This window comes from Novacetimonas pomaceti, assembly GCF_003207955.1.
GTDB classification, from domain to species: Bacteria; Pseudomonadota; Alphaproteobacteria; order Acetobacterales; family Acetobacteraceae; genus Novacetimonas; species Novacetimonas pomaceti.
This window is the reverse complement of sequence record NZ_NOXG01000002.1, coordinates 261,029-273,344: the sequence shown is the minus strand read 5'-3', so window position 1 is coordinate 273,344 and position 12,316 is coordinate 261,029. Positions and strand designations below refer to the sequence as shown.

At 61.3% G+C, this 12,316-nt stretch carries 9 protein-coding genes; 5 read left to right on the top strand and 4 right to left on the bottom strand.

All coding sequences use genetic code 11. From position 1 onward, the window contains the following. Positions 1-381 precede the first annotated feature (381 nt). Positions 382-1,161: a Bax inhibitor-1/YccA family protein gene (locus CFR71_RS03575; protein ID WP_110527064.1), complete on the bottom strand. Its 780-nt coding sequence runs from the start codon at positions 1,159-1,161 to the stop codon at positions 382-384. Between the two features lie 278 nt (positions 1,162-1,439). On the opposite strand from CFR71_RS03575, the gene thpR reads away from it, so the two are divergent. From thpR to CFR71_RS03550, 5 genes are all read left to right on the top strand, one after another. Then, complete coding sequence (thpR, locus tag CFR71_RS03570; protein WP_110527061.1) at positions 1,440-1,979, top strand: RNA 2',3'-cyclic phosphodiesterase; 540 nt, start codon at positions 1,440-1,442, stop codon at positions 1,977-1,979. Positions 1,980-2,463: 484 nt separating this feature from the next. Continuing rightward, positions 2,464-4,686 (top strand): PQQ-dependent dehydrogenase, methanol/ethanol family, encoded by a 2,223-nt coding sequence (locus CFR71_RS03565; RefSeq protein WP_110527057.1) that lies wholly within the window; start codon positions 2,464-2,466, stop codon positions 4,684-4,686. Positions 4,687-4,737: 51 nt separating this feature from the next. Next, positions 4,738-6,138, top strand: coding sequence for a c-type cytochrome (locus CFR71_RS03560; protein ID WP_206057851.1), 1,401 nt, complete (start codon positions 4,738-4,740; stop codon positions 6,136-6,138). 125 nt (positions 6,139-6,263) lie between these two features. Further along, complete coding sequence (locus CFR71_RS03555) at positions 6,264-6,968, top strand: NAD-dependent deacylase (protein ID WP_110527051.1); 705 nt, start codon at positions 6,264-6,266, stop codon at positions 6,966-6,968. Then, positions 6,965-7,588 carry a uracil-DNA glycosylase family protein gene (locus tag CFR71_RS03550; protein ID WP_110527048.1) on the top strand — a complete coding sequence of 208 codons (624 nt, stop codon included), beginning with the start codon at positions 6,965-6,967 and terminating at the stop codon, positions 7,586-7,588. Before CFR71_RS03555 ends, CFR71_RS03550 begins: the two co-directional genes overlap by 4 nt. Before the next feature lie 4 nt (positions 7,589-7,592). On the opposite strand, the gene CFR71_RS03545 is transcribed toward CFR71_RS03550, so the two are convergent. The 3 genes from CFR71_RS03545 to CFR71_RS03535 form a co-directional block, all read right to left on the bottom strand. Next, on the bottom strand, positions 7,593-8,255 hold the full coding sequence (locus tag CFR71_RS03545; protein WP_239019239.1) for a MarC family protein: 663 nt from the start codon (positions 8,253-8,255) through the stop codon (positions 7,593-7,595). A 200-nt stretch (positions 8,256-8,455) separates the two neighbouring features. Next, positions 8,456-10,426 (bottom strand): lysylphosphatidylglycerol synthase domain-containing protein, encoded by a 1,971-nt coding sequence (locus CFR71_RS03540; RefSeq protein WP_110527569.1) that lies wholly within the window; start codon positions 10,424-10,426, stop codon positions 8,456-8,458. A 145-nt stretch (positions 10,427-10,571) separates the two neighbouring features. Beyond that, entirely contained in the window at positions 10,572-12,188 is a 1,617-nt protein-coding gene (locus CFR71_RS03535; RefSeq protein ID WP_110527043.1) for a lysine--tRNA ligase, read from the bottom strand. Positions 12,189-12,316 lie beyond the last annotated feature (128 nt).

The window sequence follows — 12,316 nt, the reverse complement described above, 5'->3', positions numbered from 1 at the left end:
TTCGTGCCGTATCCCTTTCACATGTTTTCTCTATTCAAGGGTTATCCGACCTGAACCCCACTATAAGCAAGTCTTCACATAATATTTCAATAGATTTCAATGAAGCCTGCTTACGATTTTTTATCTTTCTAAAACAATGCACTAACTCTTCGTCGCATGCATCACACTCTCGTCAACAGACTGTTTCTCATAATGAATAAGTCTTATTTCAGGCGCCGTTTGTTCTGATATGCCCCAAAATGTTCCATTCCTGTTCATGGCTTCGTTGTGATGTGGGGACGATACAAAAAAACCCGCCACATGCGTGGCGGGCTGATTTGGCTGAGTCTCTGTCCTGCGTGTCATTCCGGCATCAGGCGACAATGCCGGGAGAGGGCTTGATCAGTCGTTGTTGTTGTTCCGCACACCCATGAACTGCAGCATGAACTGGAACAGGTTGATGAAGTTCAGATAGAGGTCCAGCGCATCGTAAACCGCACGCCGCGCCGCCATGTCCGGCCCCTCATACGCCGCGACCTGCTGATAGGTCAGCTTGATCCGCTGCGTATCGAACATCGTCAGGCCGATGAACAGCGCCAGCCCCACCACGCTGTAGATGAAATAGACAGCCGGGCTCTGCATGAAGATATTGACGACTCCGGCGATCACCAGACCGAAAAGCCCCATGATCAGGAACGAGCCGAAACGGGTCAGATCAGCACGCGTGGTGTAACCCCATATGGACATCGCCGCGAATGTGGCCGCGGTTATGAAGAACACGCGCGCCACCGAAACGCCGGTAAAGACCAGGAAGATGTTCGCCAGGCTGCATCCCATGACGCCACAGAACAGCCAGAACAGTCCCTGCACCGCCTGAAGCGACAGTCGATTGACGCCAAACGACATCACCAGGACGAATCCAAGCGGGGCAATCATTGCCAGCATCCCCAGCCCCGTCGGCCGGATCGCCGCACCCGCCGGGGTATTTACGATCTGGTAGAACAGGGACTGAAGGGCGGCGTTATGGGCGATGAGATAGGCGACGAGTCCCGTCAGCACCAACCCAGAGGTCATCCAGTTGTAAACGCGCAACATATAGGTGCGCAGCCCCATATCGATGGAGCCGACGGCGCCATTTGCCGCAGGGCGGGCAAAAGTTCGCGAATCCGGGCCAAAAGCCATTTCAAGTTTCCTTCATCCACGTCATGCGAACGTGTCATCCCTGAATGTTGGGGCATCCTATAGAGGCTTCAAGAACGTCCGCGTGGCCAACACATTAAAAGATGGCAAGACAAGCCTGTTACCAGGGGACACTACCCCACAAACGCAACGGCGTCATAGATGCCTATACTACTATATAGTACAGCAATGGCATTATCCGCTTTCCGGGACAAAACGGTCATGCGGCATGTCCCCTTTGTGGCGCATCTTCCCTCCAATCAACCTGACTGGTCTGCCTGATGAGACTCTTCATTGCCCTTGGCATTCCCCATCCGCTTTCGGAACTGCTGAACGGGCTGCGGGGCAGCCTGTCCGAGGTGAACTGGATGCCGCCCGAAACCTATCACCTCACCCTGCGCTTCATCGGGGAGGTCACCGACCGGCACCTGATGGAAGATATCCATTACGCGCTATCGACCATCCACGCCCCCGCATTCGACCTGTTCCCCGATGCGCCGGGCCTGTTCGAGCGACCGGCATCGCCGGCGGTGCTGTGGATGGGAGTCGCGCGCAACGACTCCCTCCTCCATCTCCAGCGCAAGATCGATACCGCGATGCGGCGCGCGGGGCTGGCGGAACGTCGCAGGCGGTTCGTGCCGCACATCACGCTTGGCACCATTGCCCACCCCGACCCGTCGCGACTGGCGTCCTGGCTGCAACGACAGGCGCCTTTCAACAGTTCCCCCACGCGGATCAGGAACTTTTCCCTGTACAGTTCACTGCGGGGAAAAGAGGCACCGACCTATGAGGTGCTGGAGGATTATTCCCTGAGTCCGTGATGCAAAGAGTCCATGACGCGAAACCTGCATCAGTTTCGAAACAATTTGCCCTTCGACCGATCCGATCCATCCCTTTTGCGGATATATGAAATGCAAAAGTGGCATACAAAGTTGTCATCTTGCGATATGCGCACGCGCTCCAACTTCTAAAATATCCTTTAAAAACAAATACATTTCAAAAGATTACACGAGGTTCATCTAAGAGCATTCATTGCTTATCGGACACCTTGTTCACAATTTAGTGAACTCAAACACTAAAATGTCAGAAGACGTATGTAATCCCGACAGTATGTTCGGATGAAACGGACTACCTGCTTAATTCTCCCTATCGAAGGCCGGTTTTTCAATCTCTTGGGCAGGTGTAGTGACTGGGGTCGGATTTGTGGCTCCGCCCCTGCGCTGGAAATGAAAGACCCGCCCCGGCGGAAAGTTGCAGCGGCGGCGTCCCGAATTCGAAACCGTTAGTTTTCTGAGGACATCACATATGATTTCTGCCGTTTTCGGAAAAAGACGTTCTCTGAGCAGAACGCTTACAGCCGGAACGATATGTGCGGCTCTCGTCTCCGGTTACGCCAACATGGCATTTTCCGCTGATGAGGGTCAGGGCCAGACCGGGGAAGCGATCATCCACGCGGATGACCATCCCGAGAACTGGATGACCTATGGTCGCACGTATTCTGAACAGCGCTACAGCCCGCTGGATCAGATCAACCGTTCCAATGTCGGAAACCTCAAGCTGGCATGGTATCTGGATCTCGATACCAACCGTGGCCAGGAAGGCACGCCGCTGGTTGTTGATGGCGTCATGTATGCCACCACCAACTGGAGCATGATGAAGGCCATCGATGCCGCCACCGGCAAGCTGCTGTGGTCGTATGACCCGCGCGTGCCCGGCAACATCGCGGACAAGGGCTGCTGCGATACCGCCAACCGCGGTGCGGCGTACTGGAATGGCAAGGTCTATTTCGGCACGTTCGACGGTCGCCTGATCGCCCTGGACGCCAAGACCGGCAAGCTGGTCTGGAGCGTGAACACCATTCCCCCCGATGCCGAACTCGGCAAGCAGCGTTCCTATACGGTTGATGGCGCCCCGCGCATCGCCAAGGGCCGCGTGATCATCGGTAACGGTGGTTCCGAATTCGGTGCCCGTGGCTTTGTCACCGCGTTTGACGCGGAAACCGGCAAGGTCGACTGGCGCTTCTTCACGGTTCCCAACCCCAAGAACGAGCCCGATCACGCAGCATCCGACAGCGTGCTGATGAACAAGGCCTATCAGACCTGGAGCCCGACCGGCGCCTGGACCCGTCAGGGTGGCGGCGGCACCGTGTGGGATTCGCTTGTCTATGACCCCGTGACCGACCTGGTCTACCTTGGCGTGGGTAACGGCTCTCCGTGGAACTACAAGTACCGTTCCGAAGGCAAGGGCGACAACCTGTTCCTGGGCAGCATCGTCGCGCTGAAGCCTGAAACCGGCGAATACGTCTGGCATTTCCAGGAAACGCCGATGGACCAGTGGGACTTCACCTCGGTCCAGCAGATCATGACGCTTGACCTGCCGATCAATGGTGAAACCCGCCACGTCATCGTTCACGCGCCGAAGAATGGCTTCTTCTACATCATCGACGCCAAGACCGGTGAGTTCATTTCGGGCAAGAACTACGTCTATGTGAACTGGGCCAGCGGCCTCGATCCGAAGACGGGTCGCCCCATCTACAACCCCGACGCGCTGTACACGCTTACGGGCAAGGAATGGTACGGCATCCCGGGCGATCTGGGTGGACACAACTTCGCCGCCATGGCCTTCAGCCCCAAGACGGGCCTGGTCTATATCCCGGCGCAGCAGGTTCCGTTCCTGTACACGAACCAGAAGGGTGGCTTCCTGCCGCATCCCGACAGCTGGAACCTTGGTCTTGACATGAACAAGGTCGGTATCCCCGACTCCCCCGAAGCGAAGGCTGCCTTCGTCAAGGACCTGAAGGGCTACCTCCTGGCATGGGATCCGCAGAAGCAGGCCGAAGCATGGCGCGTCGACCACAAGGGTCCGTGGAACGGCGGTATCCTGGCAACAGGCGGCGACCTGCTGTTCCAGGGTCTGGCGAACGGTGAATTCCACGCCTATGATGCCACCAACGGTTCCGACCTGTTCCACTTTACGGCTGACAGCGGCATCATCGCACCGCCTGTGACCTACCTTGCCCATGGCAAGCAGTATGTCGCGGTGGAAGTGGGCTGGGGCGGCATCTATCCGTTCTTCCTCGGTGGCCTCGCGCGCACCAGTGGCTGGACGGTCAACCACTCCCACGTGATTGCCTTCTCGCTCGACGGCAAGGCCGGTCCGATGCCCAAGCAGAACGACCAGGGCTTCCTGCCGGTGAAGCCGCCTGAAAAGTTCGATGCAAGCCGCACCGATAACGGATACTTCCAGTTCCAGACCTATTGCGCGGCCTGTCACGGCGATAATGCCGAAGGCGCTGGCGTGCTGCCTGATCTGCGTTGGTCCGGTTCGATCCGCCACAGCGACGCGTTCTATAACGTTGTTGGCCGCGGTGCCCTTACCGCCTACGGCATGGATCGCTTCGACGGCAACATGAACCCGAACGAGATCGAGGATATTCGCCAGTACCTGATCAAGCGTGCGAACGAAACCTACCAGCGGGAAGTTGATGCGCGGAAAAACGCAGCCGGTATCCCCGAGCAGCTGCCGTAATCCCGTTTTTTTCAATTTTTCGCATCAACGCGACGCATGATGGTGAACATAATGATCAACAGGCTTAAGGTGACTTTCGGCGCGGCAGCGCTTAGTCTGCTGGCTGGCACAGCATTGGCGCAGACGCCCGATGCCGAGCTGGTCCAGAAAGGGGCATATGTCGCAAGGCTGGGTGACTGCGTGGCATGTCATACGGCCCTGCATGGAACGGCATATGCCGGCGGGCTCGAAATCAAGAGCCCGATCGGGACAATCTACTCGACGAACATTACCCCCGATCCGACGTACGGTATCGGCCGCTATACTTACGAGGAATTTGACGAAGCCGTTCGTCATGGCATCCGCAAGGATGGTTCCACGCTGTATCCGGCGATGCCCTATCCTTCCTTCTCCCGCATGACGAAGGAAGATACCCGCGCCCTGTATGCATATTTCATGCATGGCGTGCAGCCGGTGGCGCAGCCGGACAAGCAGCCCGAGATTTCGTGGCCGATGTCCATGCGCTGGCCGCTGTCGATCTGGCGCATGATGTTCTCTCCCTCGCCCAAGGATTTCACGCCGGCTCCCGGTACGGATCCTGAGGTCGCACGGGGTGAATATCTCGTCACGGGCGCCGGGCATTGCGGTGCGTGTCATACCCCGCGTGGCTTTGCCATGCAGGAAAAGGCCTTGGATGCTTCGGGTGGTCCCGACTTCCTGGCCGGTGGCGCGCCCATCGACAACTGGGTCGCCCCCAGCCTGCGTAACGACCCGAACGTGGGTCTGGGACGCTGGTCCGAGGACGACATCTACCTCTTCCTGAAGTCCGGCCGTATCGATCATTCGGCTGTCTTTGGCGGAATGGGCGATGTCGTGGCGTGGAGCACGCAGTACTTCACCGATGACGACCTGCATGCCATCGCGAAATACCTGAAGAGCCTGCCGCCGGTGCCGCCGTCACAGGCCCCGTACACCTATGACGCGACCACGGCGAACACGCTGGCGTCCGGCAATTTCGCGAACATTCCGGGTGCTGATACCTACGTCAAGGAATGCGCCATCTGTCACCGTAACGATGGTGGTGGCGTGCCGCGCATGTTCCCGCCGCTGGCTGGAAACCCGGTTGTCGTGACCGACGATCCGACTTCGCTGGTGAACGTGATCGCGCATGGTGGCGTCCTGCCGCCGAGCAACTGGGCACCGTCCGCCGTGGCGATGCCGGGTTACAGCAAGACGCTGTCGGCACAGCAGATCGCGGATGTCGTCAACTTCATCCGCACCAGCTGGGGCAACAAGGCGCAGGGCACCGTCTCCGCCGCCGATGTGGCCAAGCTGCGCGATACGGGGGCCCCGGTCTCCAGCGCGGGCTGGAACTCCACCAGCAGTGGCTGGCTTGTCTTCCAGCCGCAGCCTTACGGCCATGGCTGGACGTTTGCTCCGCAGACGCATACTGGTGTGGACAACGCTCAGTAAGATCAGTCGGTTTCATACCGATTGCGACTATCAGGGACCGCCGCAGACACTGTCTGCGGCGGTTTTCTTATGCGCGCCGTTCCTTCACACTGCGAAGGTGGACAGGCTGTGATAAAGGAACCCTCATGCAACGCATCGTTGTCCTTACCGGCGCGGGAATAAGCCAGGAATCCGGTCTTCAGACCTTTCGGGGGGAAGACGGGTTATGGAATCACGAGCGGATCAGCGACATCTGCACGCCAGAGGGATTTGCGCGCGATCCCCTGCGGGTGGACCGTTTCTATAACGGGCTGCGCGCTGGCCTGGCCCATGTGCATCCCAACGCCGCCCATAAGGCGCTTGCCCGGCTGGAGGAATGTTCCAGTGCCGGCACATGGGACGGGGAACTGCTGATTGTCACGCAGAACATCGACGACCTGCATGAACGTGCCGGCAGCCGCAACATCATCCACATGCATGGTGAACTGATGCGCGTCCGCTGCACCAGCTGTGGCGCGACCCCGCCATGGCATGCCGACTGCCTGCCTCAGACCCCATGCCCGACCTGCCATCGCCCGACATTACGGCCCGACGTCGTCTGGTTTGGCGAAATTCCCTATCACATGGACCGGATCGAGCGGGCGCTGCATCAATGCGACCTGTTCGTGGCCATAGGGACGTCTGGCGTGGTCTATCCTGCTGCGGGATTTGTCCAGCAGGCCTCAACGCATGCCGAGACGATGGAATTCAACATGGAACCCTCCGCCGGAAACGCCCTGTTTGACCAGACGATCCTCGGCCCCGCCACGAAAACGGTTCCCCTGTGGGTCAGGGATCTCCTCAACGGATGACACGTCGCGTTTCCTCCCCCGACGCGAATCCCGACGCGACGGGGCCGGACGATGCGCTGGAACGGCTGGTGCGCGAAATCCGCGCCTGCACCGCCTGCGCCCACGTGCTGCCACTGGGGCCACGCCCTGTCCTGCATGTCTCCGCAACCGCGCGGATCCTGATTGCAAGCCAGGCGCCGGGGACGCGCGTTCATGAAACGGGACAATCCTTCAATGACGCATCGGGGGACCGCCTGCGGGGATGGCTTGGCATCGACCGGGCGACATTTTACGACGCCAGCCGCATCGCCATCATGCCCATGGGAATGTGCTACCCCGGCCGCATGCCCAGGGGCGGCGACAGGCCGCCACGTCGCGAATGCGCCCCGTTATGGCGCGACAGGGTGCTTGCGCTGATGCCCGAAATCCGCCTGACGCTGCTGGTCGGATCATATGCCCAGGCCTATGTGCTGGGACCGGGCAGGGTGGAGGATCGCGTGCGGCATTATCGTGATTTCCTGCCGCGCTATTTCCCCCTGCCCCATCCCTCGTGGCGGACGGGCGCATGGGAACGTCGTTCCCCATGGTTCGGGGCCGAGGTGCTGCCCGCGCTCCGCACGGCGGTTCACGCGTTGCTGTAAGTGGTCAGTGGCCCATCTGCGCGATGTTATGGGCCATGAACATGACAACCCCCTGCACGCCGGTAATCAGGATCTGCACCCCGATCGACAGCAGGATCAGGGCCACCAGCCGCGATACGATGCGTGTGCCCGTCGTCCCCAGCAGGGCCATGAGCTGATCGGCATAGGCATAGGCGACCCAGATGATGCAGGCCACGGCCAGGGCTGCCAGCGACAGGATGCCATAGAACATGACGGTGCTGCCGCCAGTGGATCCTTCGGAACTGAGCGCGATGGCGACCGCAATCGTACCGGGGCCGACGGTAAAGGGCATCGTCAGCGGAAAGAACGCCAGTTCCATCCCGTTCGTGCGCGTGGCACTCAGGCCGCCCTGGCTTGCCTGCGCCTGCTTGCGCGCTTCTTCCGTTTCCGGTGCCTGGAGCAGCGACCATGCCCGCACCGCCACGACCAGCCCACCGGCAATCCGCAGGGCGTCGATCGTGATGCCGAAGAAGGACAGGATGGTCCCCCCCATCCAGATGGAGGCAATCATCAGCATGGCGGAATAAAATGCCACCTTGCGCGCCAGCGCCAGACATTCCGCGCGGCTGCGCCCATCGGTGACCTGCGCGAAAATCAGCGCGGCCCCCAGCGGATTGACGATGGAAAACAGCGCTGGGAACGCCATCAGGAACGCACCCGATGCGCTGGTCAGGCCGATGGGGACGCTCAGATGCGTCAGGACGTCATGGGAAACAGCCACGCTTCATACCTTTTCTCGGCAGGACCTGTTGTCAACGCCGCTGGCATCCGTCCCACAACGGGCATGATTTATGCAGCATCTTTTCTGGAACATGCCTTATCCGCCAAATCGCGCCGCATCCACCCCTACCCGCGCATAAGCGACTGCAGCAGGCGCGCATCTTCCGGCCGGGCACACAGATACAGGGACTCGTCCGCCTCCGGTTCCGTCTCCGACGGCCCGGTCGTGACAGGCCATGCCGTCAGGCCCAGCCCGTTATAGACCGACAGGAACATTGACCCCACACACCAGAAGGCGGCCTGCCGTCCTTCCTGCACCGCCAGATCACGCAGCCACCAGATCGCGGACACACAGTCCTGCGCATTGCCCGCAGGATCGCCCAGACCGATCAGGAACGTCCCCCGCCGCACGAACGGCAGCAGCGCCTGTCCCCGCGCCCCCACGATCAGGCCCGCGGGCACCCAGGCTTTTCCCACCGCGTCGATCGCATGATCCAGCATGCGGTAACGCGCCTCCCCCTCGGCATCCCATGGCACGATGGCGATCCGGCCCGGGCGGATCAGGCGCATGATCATCAGCAGCCCCAGCATGACCGCCAGCCCCATCGTCCAGCGCCCGACCCCCGATGACGACGCGAACAGCATGATTTCCCACCAGCTGCCGCCCATCTCGTCATCCGGTCCGGCGCATGCCAGCACCACCACGCAGGCGATCAGCAGCAGCAGGGACATGATCGTGGGAAAGGACAGCGGCTCGCTCAGCACCCGCGCGTGGCGGTAATAGGAACTCCGGAAAGGCGCGATCAGGATCGCCACCAGCGCCGGCAATGCCGGAATGATGATGGGCGATCCACGCAGCAGGGTCAGCCCCGCCGCCGTTACCAGCAGGCCCAGCGTCACCTTCCACGCCAGCGTCACCCGCTGCGACAGGCCAATCGCCAGCCCGATCAGGGCAACCCCGATCAGGGACAGCAGGTAATCCCCCGCCATGCCGAACAGGCCGTGCAGCCGTCCCGCCGCGTTATCCCATGTCTCGGGGTCCAGGATCGTCAGCGCGATCAGCACGCCACCACACAGCGACACCGCGCCCGTCGCCACGGCAACGGAAAAATCGGCCTCGCTTTCGCGGATCACGATGCTGGGCCGTGTCGTCCGGGGGCCGCGCACGGGCGCGCCCTGCGCGGCCTTGCGCGACAGCAGCACGGCATCGCCACGCAGGAACAGTTCATGCCCCGCGAACATCACCCCGGCGATGAACAGCGGGATGATGTAATAGAACAGGCGGAAAATCAGGATCGCCGTGATGATGCGCGGCGCAGGCATGTAGCTTCCCAGCGCCAGCATCATCGCCCCGTCGAAAACCCCCAAGCCCCCCGGCACGCTGGCCACCAGCCCGGCGGTATAGGACGCGATATAGATCGCAAGGAACACGCCGTATCCCAGCCCCGGCGCATCAGGCAGGAAGATGTAGGCGATGGCCGCCGTCGCCGCGACCTCGGCCGCGGAAACGACCGTCTGCGCCACCGCCATGGAGGACGAGGGGAAGGTGATGGTCCACCGCCACAACGTGACCTCGTTCAGGCGACGCCCCATCAGGATATACAGCCCGACACCGCCCCACAGCAGCAGCCCGATCGCCTGCAGCACAAGATATGGCACGCGCGCGCCCACCACCGGCACCATCTCCGGCTCCCACAGCAGGACGCCGCCGATCAGGACGGCGGCACCCAGCAGGTAGGTGGCGGAGCAGAAGGCAATGATCTGCGCGACCTCAAGCGGGCGCAGGCCCCAGTTGCCATACAGCCGGAAACGCACGGCCGCGCCGGAAATGGCGGAAAATCCAAGGTTATGCGACAGGACATAGGAACAGAACGCCGCAAAGGCCGTGCGCCTGAACGGCATCGTGCGCCCGATCTGCCGCACCGCAAGCCAGTCGTAAAATGACAGGACGGTATAGGACAGGACCGTCATGCCGGCCCCCGCCCACAGCGTGGTGTGCGGGATGCCGGCCAGCGCGCGGCGGATGTCGAGCCAGTGCAGGTTGCGCATTTCGCGCTGCACCACGATGATGGCGGCGATCATCAGCAGCAGGCCCATCGCATGGGGCAGATGCCGCAGCAGCCTGCGCCATCCCGTCCTGCCCTTTCCCTCCGGACAGGGGGGGGAGTTGGGCGGACGCGATGGGGAAGGACCGGACGTCACGGGAAATACGCTGCCATCAGACGGACAAGTCCTGACGCGCCTACGATTGGTCGGCCTGCGACACGCTGCGGGTCAGGGCGGCCTCGATCAGGGCAATGGTTTCGCTGACGCCATACAGCGCGATGAAAATTCCGAAACGCGGTCCTTCCTTCTGTCCCAGCAGAACTTCGTAAAGACAGCCGAACCAGCTTCGCAGGGGTTCGAACTGGTGACGCTTGCCGATCTCGAACACGAGGTTCTGGTAATCATCCGGCGTGGCGGCCGATCCTTCCATCCCACGCAGCGCATCCGCCAGGTCGGACAGTGCCGCGCGTTCCTTGCCTTCGGGCGCGCGATAGCTTTTCGTGGGGCGCACGAAATCGGCGTAATAGACGATCGCGTGATCCACCAGCCGCGCCAGCATGGGAAAGCGTCCGGGCGTTGCGTCAGGGTCGTAGCGCTGGATGAATTTCCACAGCACGTCCGGCGTTTCGGCATTGGCGACGCTGGCAAGGTTCAGCAGCATGCCGAACGTGACCGGGCTGCCCGCGTCATCAGGAATCCGGCCGCCATGGATGAACCATGCCGCGTTGGTCCACAGCGCCGGATCCTGCGCCGCCTGTGCCACGCGCGCGCGGGTGACATTGGCGAGGTATTCATCCGTCGCCTTGGGGATCACGTCGAAAAACAGCCGCTTTGCACGCTGCGGGGCGTTGAACATGTATTGGCCCAGACTTTCGGGCGGGGCGTAACGCAGCCATTCCTCCACCGAAATGCCGTTGCCCTTCGACTTGGAAATCTTCTGCCCGTTTTCATCAAGGAACAGTTCATAGGTCAGGCCCGCGGGCGCGCTTCCGCCAAGGATACGGCAGATCTTGCCCGACAGGCGCACGCTGTCGATCAGGTCCTTGCCCGACATCTCGTAATCGACGCCCAGCGCGTACCATCGCATGGCCCAGTCGGCCTTCCACTGCATCTTGGCATGGCCGCCCGTCACCGGGGTCTCGAACGTCTCGCCTTCGTCATCGGTCCATCGCACGGTGCCCGCCACGGGGTCGATCGCATCCATGCGGACCTGCATCACCTGCCCGGTGCGCGGATGGATCGGCAGGACGGGGGAATAGGTGGCGCGGCGTTCCGCGCCCAGCGTCGGCGCGATGACGTCCACGATCCTGTCATGCACCTCCAGCACGCGACGCAGGGCGGCGTCGAAACGACCGTCCTCGTAATACCGCGTGGACGAGGCGAATTCGTAATCGAAGCCGAAACTGTCAAGGAATGCCCGCAGGCGCGCGTTGTTGTGGGCCGCGAACGATTCATGCGTGCCAAACGGATCGGGCACCCGCGACAGGGGCATGCCGATGAACCGGCGCAGCATGTCCTGGTTGGGAACGTTGTCGGGCACCTTTCGCAGGGCGTCCATGTCATCGGAAAATGCCAGCAGGCGCGTCGGCTTTCCGGTGATGGCGGTAAAGGCCTGCCGGACCCATGACGTGCGCGCGACCTCGCCAAACGTGCCGATATGCGGCAGGCCCGACGGACCATAGCCGGTTTCCAGAAGGACCGGCCGTTCAGCGCTGACGGGCCTGTCGCCGACATGGGCCGCGAGTTTGGCGGCTTCCTCGAAAGGCCATGCCTTGGGCAGGGGGGAGGAGGGAATGCGATGCTGTTCTGACATGGGCCCGAAAGCTATGAATTGCGGAAAGGCAGGTCAATCACCACCTTACACCATAATCGGCGCCAAAGATAATTTACGTTACATGGAACTGGCGACATCGCGGGCCATGTGCCCTATATGTTCACCAT